The organism is Pseudomonas syringae group sp. 243L2, assembly GCF_032587875.1.
Classification (GTDB): domain Bacteria; phylum Pseudomonadota; class Gammaproteobacteria; order Pseudomonadales; family Pseudomonadaceae; genus Aquipseudomonas; species Aquipseudomonas amygdali.
Map to the genome: position 1 here is coordinate 403,544 of NZ_JAWHPL010000021.1, position 21,517 is coordinate 425,060.

General features: G+C 60.5%; 20 protein-coding genes and 2 riboswitches. Of the genes, 9 read left to right on the forward strand and 11 right to left on the reverse strand.

Annotated features, from left to right (window positions below):
- Nucleotides 1-140: 140 nt before the first annotated feature.
- The 5 genes from glgX to RYB66_RS14855 are packed head-to-tail and all read left to right on the forward strand — an operon-like array spanning nt 141 to nt 5,366.
- Entirely contained in the window at nt 141-2,324 is a 2,184-nt protein-coding gene (gene glgX, locus RYB66_RS14835) for a glycogen debranching protein GlgX (RefSeq protein ID WP_004667555.1), read from the forward strand.
- Nucleotides 2,321-3,334 (forward strand): acyl-CoA dehydrogenase, encoded by a 1,014-nt coding sequence (locus RYB66_RS14840; protein ID WP_316894730.1) that lies wholly within the window; start codon nt 2,321-2,323, stop codon nt 3,332-3,334. Before glgX ends, RYB66_RS14840 begins: the two co-directional genes overlap by 4 nt.
- Nucleotides 3,335-3,347: 13 nt before the next feature.
- Nucleotides 3,348-4,121 (forward strand): PIG-L family deacetylase, encoded by a 774-nt coding sequence (locus RYB66_RS14845; RefSeq protein WP_316894732.1) that lies wholly within the window; start codon nt 3,348-3,350, stop codon nt 4,119-4,121.
- Entirely contained in the window at nt 4,118-4,744 is a 627-nt protein-coding gene (locus tag RYB66_RS14850; protein ID WP_316894734.1) for an SAM-dependent methyltransferase, read from the forward strand. Before RYB66_RS14845 ends, RYB66_RS14850 begins: the two co-directional genes overlap by 4 nt.
- Nucleotides 4,713-5,366 (forward strand): glycosyltransferase, encoded by a 654-nt coding sequence (locus RYB66_RS14855; protein WP_002553273.1) that lies wholly within the window; start codon nt 4,713-4,715, stop codon nt 5,364-5,366. The genes RYB66_RS14850 and RYB66_RS14855 overlap by 32 nt, the downstream gene beginning before the upstream one ends.
- Before the next feature lie 7 nt (nt 5,367-5,373).
- On the opposite strand, the gene RYB66_RS14860 is transcribed toward RYB66_RS14855, so the two are convergent.
- The 4 genes from RYB66_RS14860 to pcaD all read right to left on the reverse strand — a co-directional run bounded on the left by RYB66_RS14860 (nt 5,374) and on the right by pcaD (nt 9,290).
- Nucleotides 5,374-6,414 carry an alpha/beta hydrolase family protein gene (locus RYB66_RS14860; RefSeq protein ID WP_005745161.1) on the reverse strand — a complete coding sequence of 347 codons (1,041 nt, stop codon included), beginning with the start codon at nt 6,412-6,414 and terminating at the stop codon, nt 5,374-5,376.
- Nucleotides 6,415-6,776: 362 nt separating this feature from the next.
- Nucleotides 6,777-7,385, reverse strand: coding sequence for an FMN-dependent NADH-azoreductase (locus RYB66_RS14865; RefSeq protein ID WP_316894736.1), 609 nt, complete (start codon nt 7,383-7,385; stop codon nt 6,777-6,779).
- A gap of 74 nt (nt 7,386-7,459) precedes the next feature.
- A complete protein-coding gene (locus tag RYB66_RS14870) occupies nt 7,460-8,419 on the reverse strand; it encodes a LysR substrate-binding domain-containing protein (RefSeq protein ID WP_019741966.1) in 960 nt (319 codons plus the stop codon).
- 79 nt (nt 8,420-8,498) lie between these two features.
- Nucleotides 8,499-9,290: a 3-oxoadipate enol-lactonase gene (pcaD, locus tag RYB66_RS14875; protein ID WP_316894739.1), complete on the reverse strand. Its 792-nt coding sequence runs from the start codon at nt 9,288-9,290 to the stop codon at nt 8,499-8,501.
- A 126-nt stretch (nt 9,291-9,416) separates the two neighbouring features.
- On the opposite strand from pcaD, the gene RYB66_RS14880 reads away from it, so the two are divergent.
- A complete protein-coding gene (locus tag RYB66_RS14880) occupies nt 9,417-9,773 on the forward strand; it encodes an MmcQ/YjbR family DNA-binding protein (protein WP_002553268.1) in 357 nt (118 codons plus the stop codon).
- Here RYB66_RS14880 and RYB66_RS14885 read toward each other — a convergent pair.
- Both RYB66_RS14885 and RYB66_RS14890 read right to left on the reverse strand, forming a co-directional pair.
- Nucleotides 9,768-10,202: a DUF1294 domain-containing protein gene (locus RYB66_RS14885; protein WP_002553267.1), complete on the reverse strand. Its 435-nt coding sequence runs from the start codon at nt 10,200-10,202 to the stop codon at nt 9,768-9,770. The genes RYB66_RS14880 and RYB66_RS14885 overlap by 6 nt on opposite strands.
- Nucleotides 10,199-11,029 carry an undecaprenyl-diphosphate phosphatase gene (locus RYB66_RS14890; protein WP_054078925.1) on the reverse strand — a complete coding sequence of 277 codons (831 nt, stop codon included), beginning with the start codon at nt 11,027-11,029 and terminating at the stop codon, nt 10,199-10,201. The genes RYB66_RS14885 and RYB66_RS14890 overlap by 4 nt, the downstream gene beginning before the upstream one ends.
- 251 nt (nt 11,030-11,280) lie before the next feature.
- Here RYB66_RS14890 and pnuC point away from each other — a divergent pair, with 251 nt between their 5' ends.
- Together pnuC and RYB66_RS14900 are read left to right on the forward strand one after the other, a co-directional pair.
- The gene (gene pnuC, locus RYB66_RS14895) at nt 11,281-11,844 is read left to right on the forward strand and encodes a nicotinamide riboside transporter PnuC (protein WP_005731787.1); all 564 of its coding nucleotides are present in this window, start codon (nt 11,281-11,283) and stop codon (nt 11,842-11,844) included.
- A complete protein-coding gene (locus tag RYB66_RS14900; protein ID WP_005745168.1) occupies nt 11,841-12,386 on the forward strand; it encodes an AAA family ATPase in 546 nt (181 codons plus the stop codon). Before pnuC ends, RYB66_RS14900 begins: the two co-directional genes overlap by 4 nt.
- On the opposite strand, the gene RYB66_RS14905 is transcribed toward RYB66_RS14900, so the two are convergent.
- Nucleotides 12,363-13,688 carry a sigma-54 dependent transcriptional regulator gene (locus RYB66_RS14905; RefSeq protein ID WP_005780292.1) on the reverse strand — a complete coding sequence of 442 codons (1,326 nt, stop codon included), beginning with the start codon at nt 13,686-13,688 and terminating at the stop codon, nt 12,363-12,365. The genes RYB66_RS14900 and RYB66_RS14905 overlap by 24 nt on opposite strands.
- 327 nt (nt 13,689-14,015) lie before the next feature.
- On the opposite strand from RYB66_RS14905, the gene RYB66_RS14910 reads away from it, so the two are divergent.
- On the forward strand, nt 14,016-14,282 hold the full coding sequence (locus RYB66_RS14910; RefSeq protein WP_003315350.1) for a hypothetical protein: 267 nt from the start codon (nt 14,016-14,018) through the stop codon (nt 14,280-14,282).
- A 95-nt stretch (nt 14,283-14,377) separates the two neighbouring features.
- Here the strand turns inward: RYB66_RS14910 and RYB66_RS14915 are convergent, their stop codons facing one another.
- From RYB66_RS14915 to cobW, 4 genes are all read right to left on the reverse strand, one after another.
- On the reverse strand, nt 14,378-14,965 hold the full coding sequence (locus RYB66_RS14915) for a vWA domain-containing protein (protein WP_002553261.1): 588 nt from the start codon (nt 14,963-14,965) through the stop codon (nt 14,378-14,380).
- 77 nt (nt 14,966-15,042) lie between these two features.
- Nucleotides 15,043-16,071, reverse strand: a complete 1,029-nt coding sequence (locus RYB66_RS14920) for an ATP-binding protein (RefSeq protein WP_316894743.1) — start codon at nt 16,069-16,071, stop codon at nt 15,043-15,045.
- Entirely contained in the window at nt 16,071-19,835 is a 3,765-nt protein-coding gene (gene cobN, locus RYB66_RS14925; protein ID WP_029240848.1) for a cobaltochelatase subunit CobN, read from the reverse strand. The genes RYB66_RS14920 and cobN overlap by 1 nt, the downstream gene beginning before the upstream one ends.
- A gap of 4 nt (nt 19,836-19,839) precedes the next feature.
- A complete protein-coding gene (gene cobW / locus RYB66_RS14930) occupies nt 19,840-20,904 on the reverse strand; it encodes a cobalamin biosynthesis protein CobW (protein WP_005780284.1) in 1,065 nt (354 codons plus the stop codon).
- Nucleotides 20,905-21,018: 114 nt separating this feature from the next.
- A riboswitch (cobalamin riboswitch) is annotated at nt 21,019-21,242 on the reverse strand.
- A 58-nt stretch (nt 21,243-21,300) separates the two neighbouring features.
- Nucleotides 21,301-21,515: riboswitch (cobalamin riboswitch) on the forward strand.
- Nucleotides 21,516-21,517: the final 2 nt, after the last annotated feature.

Sequence of the window (21,517 nt, forward strand, 5' to 3'; positions counted from 1 at the left end):
CCAGTCCATTGTTGCAGGTCGCACTCTGATCGGAGATGAGGCCTGCTACACCCCCATACTTTATCGTCAATATTGAAGCCTTGGTGGCTTCGATAGCGGCCTTGGCCGCTCAGAAAATCATTCGACGTCAGGAAGTCATCATGAATACGAAGTCCACTACAACGGCAGAAGATAATTCAGCCCCGCAAGACAATCCAGGCAGCACCCCGTCTCGCATTCGTGAAGGACTTCCCTTTCCTCTCGGCGCTAGCTGGGACGGCCTGGGTGTCAACTTTGCCCTGTTTTCGGCCAACGCCACCAAAGTAGAGTTGTGTCTGTTTGACTCGACCGGTGAAATCGAACTGGAACGCATCGAACTTCCGGAATACACCGATGAGACGTATCACGGCTACCTGCCCGATGCGCACCCGGGCCTGATCTATGGCTATCGCGTCTACGGCCCTTATGACCCTAAAAACGGTCATCGCTTCAACCACAACAAACTGTTGATCGACCCGTATGCCAAGCAACTGGTCGGCGAATTGAAGTGGTCTGAAGCTTTGTTCGGTTACACCATTGGTCATCCTGACGGCGACCTGAGCTTCGATGAACGTGACAGCGCGCCCTTTGTACCGAAGAGCAAGGTGATCGACGAGGCTTACACCTGGGGCCGCGATCAGCGCGTCGGTACGCCTTGGGACAAGACCATTTTTTATGAAACCCACGTGCGCGGCATCACCATGCGCCACCCGGAAGTTGCCGAAGAGCTGCGCGGCACGTTTGCCGGTCTGGGATCAGCTCCCGTTGTCGATCACATCCGCAAGCTGGGTGTGACATCCGTCGAGCTGCTGCCGATACACGCCTTCGTCAACGACCAGCATCTGCTGCAAAAAGGAATGACCAACTACTGGGGCTACAACAGTATTGCGTTCTTTGCGCCAGACCCGCGTTATCTGGCGAGTGGCAAGATTGCCGAGTTCAAGGAAATGGTTGCGCACCTGCATCATGCCGGGCTGGAGGTCATTCTTGATGTGGTCTACAACCACACGGCCGAAGGCAACGAGCTCGGCCCTACCCTGTCCATGCGCGGTATCGACAACGCCTCCTATTACAGGCTGATGCCGGACGACAAGCGTTATTACATCAATGACTCAGGCACCGGCAACACCCTCGACCTGAGCCACCCGTGCGTACTGCAGATGGTCACTGACTCCCTGCGTTACTGGGCTTCGGAAATGCATGTCGACGGGTTCCGCTTCGACCTGGCAACCATTCTGGGTCGCTACCACGATGGTTTCGACGAACGTCACAGCTTCCTGGTCGCCTGCCGTCAGGACCCGGTGCTGCGTCAGGTCAAACTGGTCGCCGAGCCTTGGGACTGTGGCCCAGGTGGCTATCAGGTCGGCGGTTTCCCACCAGGCTGGATGGAGTGGAACGACAAGTTTCGTGACACCGTACGTGCCTTCTGGAAAGGCGACGAAGGCCAATTGGCAGACTTCGCGGCACGCATGACCGCCTCCGGCAACATGTTCAACCAGCGCGGTCGGCGTCCACAGGCGTCGGTGAACTTCATCACCGCGCACGATGGTTTCACGCTGCACGACCTGGTGTCGTACAACGACAAGCACAACGAAGCCAACGACGAAAACAACCAGGACGGCAGCAACAACAACCTGTCCTGGAACCACGGCGTCGAAGGCCCGACCGAAGACGCGGAAATCAACACCTTGCGTCTGCGTCAAATGCGTAACTTCTTCGCTACTTTGCTGCTGGCGCAAGGTACGCCGATGATCGTCGCCGGTGACGAGTTCGCCCGTACCCAGCACGGCAACAACAATGCCTACTGTCAGGACAGCGAAATTGGCTGGATCAACTGGGATCTGGACGAGGACGGCGCAGCGTTGCTCAAGTTCGTGACCCGCGTGATCAAGCTGCGTCAGACCTACCCGATCCTGCGCCGCAGTCGCTTCCTGGTGGGCGATTACAACGAAGAAATCGGCGTCAAGGATGTAACCTGGCTCGCTCCGGATGGCAACGAGATGAGTGTCGAGCAATGGCACGATGCCAATGGCCGTTGCCTGGGCATGTTGATGGATGGCCGTGCACAGGAAACCGGTATCCGTCGTCCAGGTGCCGACGCTACGCTGCTGCTGGTCGTCAACGCGCACCACGACGGGGTCAACTTCACCCTGCCGGAAGTGCCTGAAGGCACCCATTATGAGTGCCTGATCGACACCAATCAGGATGATGCACGCAGCAAGGAGCACTTTGCGTTCGGTTCGCAATATACCGTCACGCCGCGCTCGCTGCTGCTGTTCGAACTGAAGCGCGAAGACCAGCAATGATTAATGCCTTGAGTGAGTTTCTCGACTGGCGCAAGCACGGTTATGCCGATACGCGTGCGCTGGGCGAGTGCTTGCAGGCATTGGTCAACGAAGGTCTGGATCAGCTCCCCCTGCCTGCCAGCGGTCAGACACTTGAGCGCTGGCGGGCGCTGGCCTGCATTGCAGGCCATGACCTGGGGTTGTGCAAGTTGTACGAGGGGCATACCGACGCCTTGGCGATCATGGCGGAACTGGGTGCCCCGCCCCCCGAACAATTCAGCACCTGGGGCATGTGGGCGGCAGAGCCGCCGCAGGCACGGGTGAATATCAGCGGCACTGGCGATTCACTTCGTCTGAATGGCCGAAAAGCGTGGTGTTCCGGTGCTACGGCCTTGAGCCATGCACTGATCACCACATGGGATGAAGAACATCGCCAGCAACTGGTGGCGGTGCAACTCGACCAGCCCGGCGTGCATATGACCAATGATGGCTGGCGCGCAGTTGGCATGGGTGCCACCGGCAGCGTCGAAGTCGTGTTCGAGCACGCTACCGGGCAGGCGATTGGAGCGCCGGGCGGCTACCTGGAACGGCCTGGCTTCTGGCAAGGCGGCATCGGCATCGCGGCGTGTTGGTATGGTGCCTCCCGGGCTATCGCCCAACGCTTGCTGGCACAGGTCGGCAAACGCGAAGAGCCACACGCTCTTGCGCACCTGGGTGCTGTAGATGTCGCGTTGCACGCAGCAATCGATGTACTGCGTGCCGCCGCTGCGCATCTGGATCAGGCCCCGGCTGAAAATGCCGAGGTGCTCGCCAGACGCTGTCGTGCCTACGTGGAGCACGCTGCGGAACTGGTCATTCAGCACGTGGGCCGCGCGGTAGGTGCGGGTCCTTACTGCAAGGACCCGCACTTCGCTCGACTGATCACCGACCTGCCGGTTTTTCTGCGCCAGAGTCATGCCGAGCAAGACCTTGCTGCACTGGGTCAATTGACGGGTAAACGGCTGCCAGCTTTGCGCACGTGGTCACTATGAGAGCGTATCCATCATGAGCGAAGGCTTTCTAGTCAGCGACGACGAGTCTGGCCAGGGCACGCCTCTGGCTGCCTGGAACGCCTCCGGCAAACTGCGCAGCGTACCTGCGATTACTGCAGACCTGCTGGTGCCGAACAATTGCAGGGCGGTCATCATCGCCCCGCATCCGGACGATGAAGTACTGGCATGCGGCGGCTTGATGAGCCAGTTGGCGCAGCTGGAACGCAATCTGTTGTTGATCTCGGTCACTGACGGCACTGCCAGCCATCCGGGCTCCACGCTCTGGCATGTCGAGCGACTGTCTGCAATCCGGCCCCAGGAAAGCGCCGAAGCCTTGAATCGTCTCGATATTCCCCTTGAGCGTCTTGAGTGGCTGCGCTGCGGCTTGCAGGATGGTGCCGTGGCCGAGTCCGAAGATCAGCTGGCAGAGTTTCTTGAACGTCATCTGGGCCCTGCCGACGTAGTGTTCGCCACCTGGGCAGAAGATGGTCATGGCGACCACGAAGCCGTTGGCCGCGCCAGTGCAAGAGCCTGTGCGTCTACCGGGGCGCAGCTTTGCGAAGTACCGGTCTGGGCCTGGCACTGGGCTGACCCTGAAGATGAGCGTCTGCCATGGGACCGCGCACGCAAGTTGCTGCTGGACCCGGCGACCCTTGCTCGTAAACGCAATGCCGCTCAGGCGTTCGTCAGCCAATTGCAGGGTGACCCGGCCATCGGTCTTGCGCCCGTTCTGCCAGCCGTTGTTCTGGAAAGACTGCTGCAACCGTTTGAACTGGTGTTTGTATGAGCGTCGAAGACGGCTATTTCGATGAGCTGTTTCGCAACAACGATGACCCGTGGGCGTTCAAGCAACGCTGGTATGAGCGGCGCAAGCGTGCGCTGACATTGGCGGCCCTGCCCCGTGAACGGTACCAATCGATATTCGAGCCCGGCTGCGCCAACGGCGAACTCAGTGCCGACCTTGCCGGTCGCTGTGACGCACTGGTGTGCTGCGACACGTCAAACCTGGCGGTGGATCTGGCACGCAAGCGTCTGGCAGGCCTGCCCCATGTGCGCGTGTTGCAGGCCCGTTTGCCACAGCAATGGCCGCAGGGACAATTTGATCTGATCGTCTTCAGCGAACTGGGTTACTACCTGGACGTCGATGACCTGCACCGCCTGATCGACTGCGCTCTATCCTCGCTTTCACCTGACGGCCAGTTGCTCGCCTGTCACTGGCGCCCTGATATCGAGGGCTGCCCGCTGAACGCGCAGGCTGTACACGATATCCTTGCCGAACGCTTGGCCATGCACCGCCTTTTCAGTCATCACGAACAGGATTTTCTGCTGGACCTGTGGAGTCGTGATGGAACCTCCGTAGCAGAACAGGAATTCTCCGATGATCGGCATTCTGATCCCGGTGCACAATGAAGAGCAGCTACTCGATTTGTGCCTCGAAACGATAAAGCAGGCGGCTGAACACCCGGATCTCAAGGGTGAGCGAGTAGAGGTGCTGGTGGTTCTCGACAGTTGCACCGACAGCTCGGCAGACATCGCGCGAGCGCACGGGGTGATGGTCCTTGAGGTCTCGGCCCGCAACGTCGGACAGGCACGCGCCGAAGGAGCAGCTTTTCTCCTCGACCGAGGTGCGCGCTGGCTGGCCTGCACCGATGGCGACAGCACCGTGGCGAATGACTGGCTTGCCGAGCAACTGGCACTGGATGCCGATGCGGTATGCGGGACCGTCATGCCCGGCGATTGGAACAAGGATATCTCTGCGGCTGCGCAGGCGGCTTACCTCAAGCATTACCAGCACCGGGACGGCCATCGGCACATCCATGGTGCCAACCTGGGTGTCAGCTCAATTGCCTATATCAGTGCAGGCGGGTTTCCGGCACTGGCCTGCCACGAAGACGTGCATCTGGTTCGCCAGCTGGAGCTGATCGGCGCGCGGATCGCCTGGAGCTGCCGCCCGCGGGTCACGACCAGTACCCGCCTGGACTCAAAAGCCAGAGGCGGGTTTGGCGACTTTCTGAGTTCGCTGAACGCCTGAAAAGCGCTTATTCGTGATGCGCTGTCTGCATACCTGAATGGTCAGGGTCGGCAGAATTGAGCGCCGTGCTGAAGAAGCGCACAGCTTCTGCGCTCAGGTTGCGGTGAATGTCTTCGCGGTCCACTCCGTCAGGGTCGTTGCACAGTAACGGTGCGCTCGAACGCTGTTCGTCACTGCACGGTGCCATAAAGACAAAATGCCCTGCCCCCGCCAACAACTTATAGTCCGGTGCCTGCGGCAGTTTGCGCGCCAGCGCTTCGGCGTTGCGGTCGATGGCCAGCAACTGGTCGTCATCCCCGGCATACATCAGCACCGGTACATGCACATCGCCCAGCGTGTGACGGCCGAACATCAGGCTCAACGGGGCCATCAGCATCAGCGCACCGACCCTGGGGTCAGCCTGGGCATGCAGGTCATCGCGGTCAGCGACCAGCTCCCCTTGAGTCTTGCAGGCGTCACGGTCTGTGGGGCGTTCGAGGCAATACTGGCGCAGGCGCTGTAGATCAGGCTGCGCGCCCGCAAGAATAAGCGCAGTTTCGCCACCCGCCGAATAGCCGATCACGCCCACCTGACGAGCATTGAGATAAGGGGCAAGCATAGGGTCGAGCAAGGCCGTGCTGATCGCTTCAGAGATCTGCAGCGGGCGACCATACAGGTTACTCAGGCTGCCCAACCGACTGTGATCACGATCATTGTCGCCAGGATGAACCACAGCAACCACCACAAACCCCTGGCGCGCCAATGATGTGGCCAGGTCATGCAACGCCAGCGGTGTACCGGTATTGCCATGAGACAGCAGCAGCAACGGGAACCGGCCCATTGCAATCGGCGCATTTTCGCCGGCCTCGACGCGATAGCCGTGCAGGGTGCTCCACTGCTCACTGGCGGTCGACGGGTAAAAAGCGATGGCCTGCACCGGCTGTGAATCCAGCGGGTCGGGGAAACTCAGCTCGTGATAGCCCGCGCTCCAGGCGTCATCGGCCTGAGCGTGAACCGCAATCAGGCTGTCGAGCAAGCAAACCAGCATCACTGCACAAAGACGTACCATCGAAAGGCCCAACCTTTGCAAATCCGGAGGCTCGCCCGGATAGTCCATTCAGCGCTTGTGTCGAGCATCGTGCTCCAGCGCGCCGCTCTCACCCAGATGAGAGTGTGTAAAACAGAAATAGTGCACAAGCCGGGCCATAAACCGCCCGCTCTTTTCAGCAATCGTGAAAAGCACCACAAAACCGCAAACACAGTGCCGCGAAGATGCAGTTTAGTCCTTGAATAGCCCGCTTACCTGTAAGGAAGCTGTCAAGGTTGAGTACGCTCAAGACTGCGGGCATTTATGCGGCGCACAAAAAAACTCCACAACCCGGCGCACGTTGCTCGCGCGAGTTGTGGAGTCTTGTTCAGACCATCACCGACTCAGGCGGCGAACAGCTCGCTCTCGATATGTTGCTGCGCGGCTGTCATGGCGTTGGCACGCGGCCCTTCACCATAGGCCAGGCCGTGCGCACGAACAAATTGCAGGTCGGTGATACCGATGAAAGCGAACAGCGCCTTGAGCAGTTCTTCGTGGCCAGCGCCGGTTGGCTGCCCGACGTGCAGGCCACCGGAAGTGGAAACAATAATAACCTTCTTGCCGCCACACAGGCCTTCAGGGCCGGCTTCGGAATAACGGAACGTGCGGCCGGCAACCATGATCCGGTCAAACCAGGCTTTCAACTGGGACGGGATAGTGAAGTTGTACATCGGCGCACCGATCACCAGCACGTCGGCGGCAAGAAACTGCTGCAAGGTGGCTTCATTAGTGTCGACTTCCTGTTGCTGGGACGCATCTCGGGCTTCTACAGGGGTACCCGCTGCGGCAAGACTGGCAGCAGAGAAATGCCCGAGGGCTTCGCTGGCGAGGTCGCGGTAGGTTACCTGGCTGTCGGCATGCGAGCGCTGATAGACCTGAACAACCTCATGGGTCAACTGACGCGAAGCGGAATGATCGCCGAGGATGCTGGAATCGAGGTGCAATAAATTCATAACGTAGCTCCTTAAAGAAAATCGCCACTTAGCGATGAAGTGGCGAGCATCCTATCCTTGATCGCAATAGATGATTAGTGGTCTTGAATGCGACTGTTCGTTCTATGAAGAGAACAATAAAGCGAGTCGGGACTAAGGCTTAGCTCTTTGAACGAGGTTTCGAACACATCCAGCAGCCCTCTGACCGCGGGAAGCAGCCCACGGCGTGACGCAAACACGGCGTGCACGATGCCGCACTTTGGCCGATGCTGACTGAACAGTTCCACCAGACGTCCGTCCTGCAAGGCTTCCCGGACAATCAGTTCCGGCAGTTGCGCCACCCCAACCCCTTGCAGGGCGGCCTGCAGCATCATGTCCAGATCCGAGCTGATCAGCCTCGGCGTGTGGCGAATTTCAGCATAGTGGCCGGAAGTAGTTTCCAGCAGCCAGCGATGCTCATGGCTTGAAGACGGCGTGTCGAGGCTGGGCAGTGTTGATAGCGCCTCGAGTGTCGATGTTGCGGATAGCCTGGCAGCCAGATCCGGGCGTGCGACCAGACGTTGAGCACTGTGCCCGAGCAACTTGACCACCAGCCCGTCGTCTTCCAGTGGCGGAAAGCGCACACGCAACGCGATATCGATGTTCTCCGTCAGCGGGTCGACGCGGCGGTTGGTGCTTTCAACCTGCACCTGAACCTTCGGGTGATCGGCCGCGAACCGGGCAATGGTCTCGTTGAAGCCCATCGCCGCCAGTGCGGGAGGACAGCTGATCGCCACCCTGCCCTGCGGCTCGGACTTGGAACGCAGAATAGCCTCTTCAGCAGCCTCGGCTTCGACCAGCATTGCCACGCAGTGAGCGTAGTAATCGCGCCCGCTCTCGGTCACGGCGAACGTGCGCGTCGAGCGGTGAATCAGTCGTACACCCAGGCGCTCTTCCAGCCCGGCAATACGACGGCTGAGCTTGGACTTGGGAATCCCCAGTTTGCGGCTTGCTGGCGCAAAGCCGAGGCATTCGACCACCTGAACGAAATAAAACAGATCATTGAGATCAAACACCCGGCCACCTCGCTTTCAGAGCCGCGAGTATGCAGCGCCATGGCAAGCCTCTCAATACCGGGGTTCAGATCCCGCCAGCTTACTCGGCCGTCAGGAATGCCAGCACCGGCACCGTAAATGATTCCCCGGCCTCGACACTGGACAGATGAGCCGCGTGCAATTCGATTATCTGCGAACCTTTAATGCGCTCGACCATGAAGCGCCCGTCCGCCGGGGTGGTTACCGCATCTTCAGTGCCACAGACGACCAATACCGGCAACTGAATGGAGGCAATCTGCTCACGGAAATCGGCATCACGCACCGCAGCGCAGTTAGCTGCGTATCCCTGTGGCGATGTGCGGGCCAGCATACCGACAACCGTGTCGACCACAGCAGGCTCGGCGTGCGCAAATGAAGGCGTGAACCAGCGCGCAACAGAAGCATCACGCAATGCAACCATGGCTGACTGCCCGTCACGCAGAACGGTTTCGATGCGAGGGTTCCAGATATCAGGGTTGCCGATTCTGGCTGCCGTATTGCACAGCACGACCTTGCGCAGGCGCTGCGGCGCATTGATCGCCAGCCACTGACCGATCAGGCCGCCCATGGACAAACCACAGAAAAAAGCCGTGTCTATGTGCAGCGCATCCAGCAACGCCAGCACGTCGCGACCATTCTGCTCGATGCTGTAACTGCCCTCGCTGACCAGCGATTTGCCATGCCCGCGCGTGTCGTAGCGCAACACCTGAAAATGACGAATGAACGCAGGAATCTGGTTGTCCCACATATGCAGATCAGTGCCCAGCGAGTTGGACAACACCAGCACCGGCGCACCGGCCGGGCCTTCGAGTAGGTAGTTCAGTTCACCATCGGCGAGTTGCACGGCAGACATTCGAGACTCCGGAGAAGGACAAACCTGCACACTAATGAGTGTCGCAGCAGCATACAATCCGCTGATCGAATATCCGTGCGGCTATCGAACAGCTTACCGCTCGACGCCCCATTGAAGGAGCATTCCATGAACAAGACCCGTCACAAAGAAGACATCGCCCGGTTCTGCCTGGACTTGCCAGGCGCCCGAGAGGATTACAAATGGGGCGGTGTGCGCGTATTTTCCGTTGCCGAAAAAAAGATGTTCGCGGTCATGGACCTGGTCGGCCAGGACCTTTCATTCAAGGTCCATCCGGAACTGTTTCTGGGTTACGTGGATCGGCCCGGCATACGGCCTGCGCCTTACCTGGCCCGCGCGCACTGGATCAGCGTGGCAGACCTGCACACACTGAGCGACGATGAAGTGCGTGATCTGCTGACCCGCTCCCACCAGCTTGTAGTCGGCAGGCTACCGAAACGACAGCAGATCGGCTTGAAACTATAAAGGCAACAGCTGTAAAAGCCGCTTGCCCAGAAACAGCCAGTCAAGCCACAGCACCTGATGCGCCAGCACGATCAGCCAGAACACGATCTGGAAAGATACCTTGCGGGTCTTGTGCCGAAACACCTGTTGCGCCAGCAATGCTCCGGGCCAGCCACCGAGCAGCTCGGTGGCATGCAGGACGTTCTCCGGCGTACGCTGACCGCCGTTTCCGGCCTGTCGCTTGTCATGCCTATAGAGCACAAACGCCAGCAGGCTCATGACTATCAAAGCCAGCGCCGGAATCAACGTGACCTGCCTGAACCCCAGCGACGCCGAGCCGTAGACCGGTAGCACACACAGCAGCAGGAACGCCGAGACCTTCAGGCGCAATTGCCGGACCGGTGCCCTGCCCCGACCGGCTGGCCGCTGCGGCTCGCGAGCCCGCGTCATGCCTTGGCCGATGCCCAGTCGATCCAGCCAAACTGCCAGGTCGCCAGAATCAGCAGGCCGAAGGCGATGCGATACCAGGCGAACACTGCATAGCTATGAGTTGCGATGAACTTGAGCAGCGCGCGAACTGCGATCATCGCGAAGATGAACGAGGTAATGAAACCGATGGCAAACACTGCGAAGTCGTCCGGGCGAAACATGTCCCGGTATTTGTAGCCCGAATACACGGCTGCACCGACCATGGTCGGCATGGCCAGAAAGAACGAAAATTCGGTCGCTGCCTTGCGTGACAAGCCGAACAGCAGGCCGCCAATGATGGTCGAGCCCGAGCGCGATGTGCCGGGGATCATCGCCAGGCACTGCACCAGCCCGACTTTCAGCGCATCGCTCCAGGTCATGTCATCGACGGTTTCGGTGCGCACAGTGTGCTCGCGGCGCTCGGCCCAGAGCATGATCACACCGCCCACGACCAGCGCCGTTGCCACGGTAATGGCATTGAACAGGTAATGGTGGATGGTATCGGCGAAAATCACGCCCAGCACCACGGCCGGCATGAAGGCGATCAGCAGGTTGAGGGTGAAACGCTGCGCCTGTTGCTGTTTCGGCAACCCCACGACAACGTCGAGAATCTTGCGCCGAAACTCCCAGACCACCGCTAGAATCGCACCCAGCTGGATGATGATATTGAAGGCCATGGCGCGCTCGCCGCCAAAATCGATCAGGTCGGCGACGATGATCTGATGCCCTGTACTGGAGATCGGCAAGAACTCCGTCAGCCCTTCTACAACACCCAATATCAACGCCTGAGCAGCGGTCCAAAGATCCATCATTCCCCCATGAAGCGATGCCGCAGGCTCGCTGTTTAATGTTGTCGTATAAAAAATGCTTGCCACTATGCCGTCGCCTGCCTGAACGAAGCTTGAAGAAAGTCGCGCAAATGCAAGGCGCGGAATGCTAGCAGACCTCCGCGCACAAAGCCTGCTGACGTGCAGCCTGACGCAACACAAGCTCCACGCCGCGCGCAGAAGCGCATACAATCGCCGCCCCCGACCCTCACAACCCTAACCAAGGAGCCGCCATGTCCGGGCTTGAACTCTTCGCTGCCGCCATTGGCGTTATCGCGGTCTGGCTGACAGTGAAGCAGAATCCCTGGTGCTGGCCAATCGGGCTGGTGATGGTGGTGATCTACATCTGGATATTCTTCGACGTGAAGCTGTATTCGGACATGCTGCTGCAGGTCATCTATGCAGGCTTGCAGATCTATGGCTGGCTGCAGTGGACTCGCCATGGCGACGGCCTGCCGGTCAAGGCTGTCACTGTGCTGCCGAGCCATTCAGTGCTTAAAGGGCTGGCTGTCGGCGCAGTCATCAGCCTCGCGCTGGGCGCTGGCATGGCGCATTTCACCGACGCCGCACAGCCATGGCTTGACGCAGCTCTCACGGGCTTCAGCCTGGTGGCACAAGTGTGGATGGCACACAAACGCGTTCAGTGCTGGCCGCTATGGATTGTGCTGGATGTGATTTTTGTCGGCCTGTTCATCTACAAAGAGCTGTACCTGACCGCTGCACTCTATGCGCTGTTTACCCTGCTGGCCGTACAGGGCTGGCGCGAGTGGCGTAACGATCTGGCGCTGGCGCGATGAAAGTCCTGGTCCTGACCGGGCCTGAGTCCAGCGGCAAGAGCTGGCTGTCGGCCGAAATACAGAATCGGTTCGGCGGCCTGCTGGTCGGCGAATATGTACGTCATTTCATCGATCAACAGGGGCGCGATACCCACTACGCCGATATTCCGGCCATTGCTCGGGGCCAGCTGGACTGGGAGGATACTGCCCGCGCCAGCGAGCCGCACTTGCTGATACTCGACACACACTTGCTGAGCAATGTGCTCTGGAGCCGCACCCTGTTCGGCGACTGCCCGGCGTGGATCGAACAGCAACTGCTGAACCGCTCCTACGACCTGCACCTGCTGCTGTCGCCCGAAGGCGTGGACTGGATCAGCGACGGGCAACGCTGCCAACCGCAGTTGCGCGAACGCCAGGCCTTCTTCGACAGCAGCCGGGAATGGCTGGACCACCATCGGCAGGCCTATAAGGTGCTGGGCGGTGACTGGCCGCAGCGCCGCGAACAGGCGATGACGGCTGTCGCGCAGTTACTGGGAGACTCAGCGGATCTGGTGCTTGTGTAACAGCCGATAGAATGTGGGTCGAGATATACCCAGCACTCTGGCCGCCACACTCAGATTGTCACTGTGGCGGGTCAATACGTCGCACAATGCCTGGCGCTCTGCACGTGATTTGTATTCTTCCAGCGTGCCCATGCTGCCAGCACTGTCCTCTTCGCCCAGCAAGCCCAGGTTTGCCGCTTCTATCTGTCGGCCTTCGGCCAGCAGCAGCCCGCGCCGTACCCGACCGGCCAGCTCCCGCACATTACCCGGCCAGTCGTGCTTGCCCAGCGCCACCAGCGCATCCTGACTGAAACTGCGTGCTCGCCTGCCGCTGTCCTGACTGTAAAAATGGGCGAAATGATTGGCCAGCAACGCCAGATCGCCATGACGCTCACGCAACGGTGCCACCCCGACCTGCAGCACATTGAGCTGGTAATACAGGTCTTCACGAAAGCGCTTTTTCCGCACAGCCGTTTCAAGATCCTCACGGGTCGCGGCCAGCACCCGCACATCCACTGCAATCGACTCACCGCCGCCCAGGCGCTCGATTTGCCGGTCTTCCAGAAAGCGCAACAGCGACGTCTGGGTTTCCAGCGGCAGATCACCGACCTCGTCAAGCAGCAGCGTGCCGCCGTCAGCAGCTTCAAGCAGCCCGATCCTGTGCGCTTGAGCACCATCAAACGCATCATCCTCATGACCGAACAGCTCGGCCTGGATCGAATGCCCGGTGAATGCACCGCAATCCACGACAACAAACGGTTTACCGCGTCGCTGAGACTGCACATGCAGGCTGCGTGCGATCAGCTCTTTGCCCGTACCTCGCTCGCCCCGAATCAATACCGGTGAATCGATAGGTGCCAGCCGGCTCAACAACTTGCGCAGCTCACGAATGGGCCGACTGTCGCCCAGCAGCTCGGGCTCGGCCTCGGAAAGCGCCAGCCCGCCTTGGGCTTCGGGGCGGCCAGCCGCGAACGCTTTGTCCAGCGTGCCATGCAACCGCGCTGCATCGAAAGGAAGGGCGTGAAAATCGAAAAACCACTGGCAAACGAAATCGCCTATTTTTTCGCGTTGCAGATCGTTGGCTGACAGCACTGCAACCCAGCGCATGTTGCTATGGGCGACAAGCTCTTGAAGCCTGGGCAGTTGTTCGAAATGACCGGACGTCAGTCGAATCAGGCCCACGTCATGATCGGGACTGAAGGTAGAACCTGAGGTGCTTTCCTGCACCGTCCATCCGGCATCACTCAAAGCAGGAATCAGAGGATGACAGTCGTCACCGCCGTCGATGATTAGCAGACGTCGCGTTGGGGCCGATCCATGCATGAAGTTTCCTTGGTGCCCGACGTGGAGTGGGATTTTTAAAAGCTTTTCATAAACAGCATGTTGGCGAGCCCAACTATCACCCTAGCAACTTTTTGACGCAGCGTTGTACCGTTTGGGTCTAACGCTCATAACCCTCTGTCACTAACGCCGTAGCTGCTGAAGGATGTTTATTTGCAAGGTCACGCGGGCGACCCTTGAAAAAAATTCGCATATTTTTCGTTGAAGGGTGTGACTCATGCCCCCTTGTCGTTCATCAACACAAGTAACCAGCCGGACGGTCAGCCCGCCGCCGTGACTGAATTGATATGGGCACTTGAGGAAAAAACCATGAACGCCCCACTGCGCTTCAACGATGCACTTCTGATCGCTGGACACGCTTTTGAACCCTTCCAGTGTGTTGCCTGGGCACCACAGGATGGTAACGGCGAACTGAGCCTGACGGTGATCGACCGCACCAGCAACCGTATCGGTCGCAAGCAGATCCCGAGCAGCACCTATTCAGACAAGCGGCAACTGGCCAGCGCTCTGGAACAGGCGCGTGCAGAAATCAGCAACGAAGGCTACGACCTTGAGCCTTGGACCATGCCAGCCTGACGCAGGTTTGAGCGTTGCCCGTGCACTGCAACTGACTGTCGTGCCAATGCTTCAGCGCATTGGCACGCAGTTCCAGAACTGCCAGACCTGATAGCTCAAACCGGTTTCAGCTCATCAATGTGCTGATAATCAGCCCCCAGGCTGGACGCCAGTTCCCGCGCCCTGCCCAAGCGGATCGGGCCTTTCTCGATATCGATCAACACACTCGCGCAATTGAATGCAGGCAGGACGGGTAACTGCTTGATCCTGCCATCGGTCAGCACCAGAACCCGCTGCTGCTCGGCCGGATAGCGTTTTTGCCGCTTTGCCAGCCATTCACCGGCCTGCTGAAGCGCCGCAGACAGTGGCGTGCCGCCGCCCGCACCCAGTGCATCCAGCCATGGACTCAATGCCGAGGACGCTTTCAGGCCCTGATGTTGCCAGCGTGGCGTGTCACCGCTGGCGGTCAGCAAGGCAAGACGCGCGCGGCGTCGATACGCATCGTCGAACAATTGCGACAACAGCCCCTTGGCCTGGCTCAACGCCTGATGGCGTCGTGTAGAAGCTGAAGCATCGACAATCACCAGCAATAACTCACTGGGACGGCTGCTGCGCGGCTGGCGAATCAGGTCCTTGCGGCTTTTCGGCCGGCCGCGCAACAGTGTGGACAACCATTGCACCGGGCCATCAGCACCGGCACGCATGGCCCCTTGTCTGCCAGTGGCCAGTCGACCAGGACGGGGAACGGCATCCGCCCCCTGCGAGATACGAGGGCGGATGCCTAAGGCTTTTTTGGCCAGCTCGGCACTTCGCGGCGTGCGCCGGTAGTGACGGCCTGGGCGGGCAGCTCGCCCCAGTTGCCCTGCCCGCTTTCAGGGTCGGCCTGCCTGCTGGACGATCCGGGCGGCGGCGCTTCCGGGTTTTGTGGTGGCGGGGCCGGCTCGCGCCGCCGATGACGCAAGGCAAACTCGGCGACCGCTTCGATGTCCTGTTCTTCAATTCGACCGGCACCACGCCATGCAGCATGGGCGCGCGCGGCGCGCAGCCAGACCAGATCGGCGCGCATACCGTCGACACCTGCAGCAAAGCATCGCTCGGTGATCATTGCCAATGAATGGTCATCCAGCTCGATACCTGCCAGCAGCTGACGCGCCTGCTCACAACGAAGCTTCAAGGCGTCCTGCTGCGCTTGCCATTGCTGGCAAAACATTACCGGATCGCTGTCGAAATCCAGACGGCGACGGATGATCTGACTGCGCTCGGCAGGCTGGGTCTGGCCACTCAATGCGACGTTCAAGCCAAAGCGATCCAGCAACTGCGGGCGCAATTCGCCTTCTTCCGGGTTCATGGTGCCGATCAGTACGAAGCGCGCTGCATGGCGATGGGAAATACCATCCCGCTCGACCATATTGACGCCGCTGGCAGCAACGTCCAGCAACAGGTCGACCAGATGGTCGGCGAGCAGATTGACCTCATCGACGTAAAGCACACCGCCGTCGGCCTTGGCGAGTACACCCGGGGAAAATTGTGCACGACCCTCGGCCAGCGCGGCGTCCAGATCCAGCGTGCCGACCAGACGCTCTTCAGTAGCACCCAGCGGCAAGGTGACGAACTGACCACTGGCCAGCACATCGGCCAACCCCCGCGCCAGCGTCGACTTGGCCATGCCCCGAGGCCCTTCGATCAATACGCCACCGATGCGCGGGTCGATGGCGGTCAGGCACAACGCCAGCTTCAAGTCATCGGCACCGACCACAGCGGCCAGCGGAAAATGTGGAGTTTCGGTGGTGTTCGGGTCAGGCAAGGTCATCAGTTCTCTTCTATGTCCAGGAGCAGGTCTTCCAGCGCCTGCTGATACTCGCCCGGCTCCTGCCAGAGGCCACGCTGCTGGGCTTCGAGCATGCGCTCGGTCATGTCGCGCAAGGCATCGGGATTGTGCTCGGCGAGAAAATCGCGAGTGGTCGGGTCAAGCAGATAGGCGTCGGCCAGCAGCGCGTACTGGTGATCATCGATCAGTTCGGTGGTCGCGTCGAAGGCAAACAGGAAATCCACCGTGGCGGCCATTTCGAACGCACCTTTGTACCCATGACGTCTGGCCCCGTCGATCCATTTCGGATTCGCAGCGCGCGAGCGTATCACCCGGTTCAGCTCTTCCTTCAGGGTGCGGATTTTCGGCAGGTCCGGCTGGCTGTGATCGCCATGGTAACTGGCGGTCTTCTGCCCGCTGAGGGTTTCCGAAGCCGCGAGCATACCGCCTTGAAACTGGTAATAATCGTTTGAATCAAGCAGGTCGTGTTCGCGATTGTCCTGATTCTGCAGCACGGCCTGCACCTGAGACAACCGCTGGGCAAAGCGCTGACGCGCAGGCGTACCTTCATCGGCAGCGCCATAGGCGTAGCCGCCCCAGTTCAGGTAAACCTCGGCAAGGTCCTCACGGCTCTGCCACAGACGGCCGTCGATCGCGCCCTGCACGCCAGCACCATAGGCACCGGGCTTGGCGCCGAAGATCCGCCAGCCCGCCTGACGTGCCGCTTCGTCTTCGCTCAACCCTTCTGCGATAAAACCTTGTCGTTCTTCTCGCACCCTGGCCGCCAGCGGGTTCAGGTCGTCCGGCTCGTCCAGCGCAGCAACTGCCTGCACCGCAGCGTCGAACAGCTTGATAAGGTTGGCGAAGGCATCACGGAAAAAGCCCGACACCCGCAATGTCACGTCTACCCGCGGGCGGTCCAGCAGGCTGACCGGCAGAATCTCGAAATCATCGACCCGCTGGCTGCCCGTCGCCCAGACCGGACGTACGCCCATCAGCGCCATCGCCTGAGCGATATCGTCACCACCGGTGCGCATGGTCGCAGTGCCCCAGACCGACAGCCCCAACTGACGCAAATGGTCGCCATGGTCCTGAAGGTGCCTTTCCAGCAACAGGCTGGCGGACTGGAAACCGATACGCCACGCCGTGGTGGTCGGTAGGTTGCGGACATCCACGGTAAAAAAATTACGACCGGTGGGCAGCACATCCAGACGCCCCCGACTCGGCGCGCCGCTGGGGCCTGCCGGGACGAAGCGGCCGCTCAGTGCATCGAGCATGCCCTGCATTTCGCCGGTGCCGCAGGCGTCCAGACGCGGCGCGACCACTTCACGCAGGCTGTCGAGAATCAGTGCCAGATCATCGTCAACCGGCAGGTCGTGCAGCGCTTCGCCCTGTGTCACGCGTTCGATGAGCGCAGCGGCGTAAAGCTCAAGCCGTTCACGCGCATCACCGGCAGTGCGCCACGGGTCACTGCTGACCGCCAGTAACGCGGCGGGACGCGCGCCGGTCCAGGGCTCGGCCAGTTCGCAATCCAGCGGGTCAAAATCCAGACCGAACGCTTTGCTCAACGCCCGTAACAGACTCGACTGCGCGCCGCGCCCGTCGCCGCGCGGGATGCGCAGCAGGGCCAGCAAGGTGTCGGTGCGCAGGCGGCCTTGTGGCGACTGACCGAAGATGTGCAGGCCATCGCGAATCTGCGACTCTTTCAGGTCACACAGGTAAGTGTCCAGACGCGGCAGCCACAGCGCCGCATCGGCGTCACTGTCGAGGTTTTCGCCCAGGGCCAGCTCACGGTCGATATGGGTTTCACGGACCAGTTCAAGAATATCCCGTTGCAGCTCGCGCGCGCGGCGCGGATCCAGCAGTTGCGCCTCATAGAACTCGTCGGCGAGCAGTTCCAGATTGCGCAGCGGGCCATAGGTTTCCGCACGGGTCAGGGGCGGCATCAAGTGATCGATGATCACCGCCTGGGTGCGCCGCTTGGCCTGTGCGCCCTCGCCCGGATCATTGACGATGAATGGATAGATGTTCGGCATGGCACCCAGTACGGCGTCTGGCCAGCAGGTTCGGGACAGGCCGACGCCCTTGCCCGGCAGCCACTCAAGGTTGCCGTGTTTGCCGACATGCACCACGGCATGAGCGCCATACGCCTTGCGCAGCCAGAAGTAAAACGCCAGATAACCGTGGGGCGGAACCAGATCCGGGTCGTGGTACACCGCGCTGGGGTCGACCTGATAGCCACGCGCAGGCTGAATGCCAACGAAGGTCAGGCCAAAGCGCAGCCCGGCAATCATCATTCTGCCACTGCGAAACATCGGATCGCTGTCCGGCGCGCCCCAGCGGGCATTCACGGCATCACGGTTTTCCTGCGGCAGCTCGTTGAACGCCGCCAGGTATTCCTCCAGTGCCATGCTTTGCTGGCAGGGCCGCAGGTCAACGCTGTCCAGATCATTGGTCACGCCACCCAGCAATTGCTGGATAAGCTCGGTGCCGCTGTCCGGCAACTGTGCCAGCGGATAACCCTCGGCCTGCATGGCGCGCAGGATGTTCAGCGCCGCGGCAGGCGTGTCGAGCCCCACACCATTGCCGATGCGTCCGTCGCGGGTCGGATAGTTGGCCAGGATCAACGCCACACGCTTGTCGCCGTTGGGCAGCCGGGCCAGTTCGATCCAGCGCCGCGCCAGTTGCGCGACAAAATCCATCCTGTCCGGCTGGGCGCGGTAACACACCACGTCCGACTGGCTGCGCTCGCTGCGCCAGGCCAGGTCCTTGAAACTGATCGGTCGACTGATGATCCGCCCGTCCAGCTCCGGCAAGGCAATGTGCATCGCCAGATCGCGCGCACCAAGGCCCTGTTCACTGGCCTGCCAGGCAGGTTCGTTGTCCTGCGCGCAGATCGCCTGAATGACCGGCACGTTGCGCCGAAACGGGCGCAGATGCGGCGCTTCCGGGCTCGACTGGGCAAAGCCTGTGGTGTTGAGGATCAGCTCGGTTTCAGCCTCGTCCAGCCAGTTCTCCACCTGAGTGAAACAGCCGGGTTCCTTGAGGCTGGCAACGGCAATGGGCAACGGGTTAATGCCGTGTGCCTGCAAGCGAGCGCAGAACTCGTCGATAAAACCGGTATTGGCGGCCTGCAAGTGCGAGCGATAAAACAGCAGCGCCGCGACGGGCTGCCCTGCAACCCAGTCGGCTTGCCAATCGGTGAGCTGCGCACTCGCCAGTCGAGGGTGGTAAATGGCTGTGCGTGGCAACGGTTGGGGCTCGGTCCAGGAATAGTCCCGGTCCAGCCAGCGGCTGGCCATGCAACGATACATTTCCAGCGCATTCTGCAAGCCGCCCTGACGCAGAAACTGCCATAGCCGGTCGCGTTCTGCGGTAGGCACCGTGCTCAGGTCGCTCAGTTCAGGATCAGGGCGGTCATCACCGGGCACCAGAATGACCTGAACCCCGCGTGCCGCCAGCTCCATCAGCCGCTCGACGCCGTAACGCCAGTAACCGATGCCACCGTGCAGGGAAATCAGAATGACCTTTGCGTGGCGCAGCACCTCATCGACATACAAGTCGACAGAGGCGTGATTCTGTACCTGCATCGGGTTGGCCAGACGCAGGCTCGGGTAGTCGTCAGGGAGCTGCCGGGCAGCTTCGGCCAGCAGCGCCAGGCTTGAGTCTCCGCTACAGAGAATCACCAGCTCGGCCGGGGTCTGGCCCAGATCGGCAATGCTGTCGTCGGGTACGAAACCGCCGGGCTGGGTTCTCAGTAAATGCATGGGGTCAGCCGACAACTGCAGCGTTGAGCTGCGCTTGCAGGACCACGGCATCCAGCTCCTGACCAATCAGCACCAGATGCGTGGCACGCTCTTCGTCGGCGCGCCAGGCGCGGTCGAAGTGCTTGTCGAAACGCGTACCCACACCCTGGATCAGCAGGCGCATCGGCTTGCCGGGAATGGCCGCGAAGCCCTTCACGCGCAGAATGCCGTGCTGCACGACCAGTTGATTCAGTGCGTCGAGCAGCACCTTTTCATCGGCCTGAGGCAATTTCAGGGAAATCGAATCGAAAGCATCGTGATCGTGGTCATCATGATCGTCATCGTCGTGATGATCATGGTGGGTCTTGCGACCATCGATGTGCAGCTCGGACTCGGCGCCAACGCCCAGCAGTACGCTGATCGGCAGACGACCGCTGCTGGCTTCAATCACCTTGACGGCTGGCGGCAGTTCTTCGGCAACTTCGGCACGCACCGCTGCCAGACCTTCGGCGTCGATCATGTCGGCCTTGTTGAGGATGACCAGATCGGCGCTGGCCAGTTGATCAGCGAACAGCTCGTGCAGAGGCGATTCATGGTCCAGATTCGGGTCGAGTTTGCGCTGCGCATCGACCTGATCGGGGAACGCAGCAAACGTACCGGCCAGTACCGCAGGGCTGTCGACGACAGTGATCACCGCATCGACCGTGCAGGCATTGCGAATTTCCGGCCACTGAAAAGCCTGAACCAGCGGCTTGGGCAATGCCAGCCCCGAGGTTTCAATCAGGATGTGGTCCAGATCGCCACGGCGAGCGACCAGCTCGCGCATGACCGGGAAGAACTCTTCCTGCACCGTGCAGCACAGGCAGCCGTTGGCCAGCTCATATACCCGGCCGTTGGCCTCTTCTTCGGTGCAACCGATGGTGCACTGCTTAAGGATTTCTCCGTCGATGCCCAGTTCACCGAATTCATTGACGATGACCGCGATGCGCCGCCCTTCGGCGTTGTCGAGCATGTGCCGCAACAGGGTGGTTTTGCCCGAGCCGAGGAAGCCGGTGACGATGGTGACGGGAAGCTTGGCCAGTGTTTTCATCAGGTGCCCTTTGGCAATGCGGCGGGCAAACAGGACGAGAACCGCGTGCCTGGCACACGGATCGGATCGCCACCGGATCACCCCGCCCGGTTGTAGTGAGAATTCGCAGGCTTTTTGGTCAGCCCGGTTCGAGGCAGGTCTCCTGGCTCACGGCGGCATGTGGCAGGCAATCAAGACCGTGCCGACACGCATTCATCGCGCCTTCCCGCCGTAGCAGTGGCTGTGCAATGAACCTCACCGTTTACAGTTGCGGGGGCAGCTGCGGCGTGTACCGCATTCCCGTCTTAGCTCCATGTGTAACGCTTTACGCATGGAGAACCTCGAACCAGCAAGGCTACGCAGTGACCGCAGACAGGTCAATCGTTCAGATTGACGATTCCCCGCCGCCCATGCTCTCCTGTACGCCTTGTTTCGGGTGCCCCTCACGGGGTGAAACGGGAAACCGGTGCGCTCACGCTGTCGAGCAAGTCCGGTGCTGCCCCCGCAACGGTAAGCGAGAGAAGGTCTTATCCACTGTGCCACGGCATGGGAAGGTGACCTTGCAGGCCTTGAACGCGCGACGTTTGAGCCCCTCGCGAGCCCGGAGACCGGCCCGACATCGTTGAATGACAAA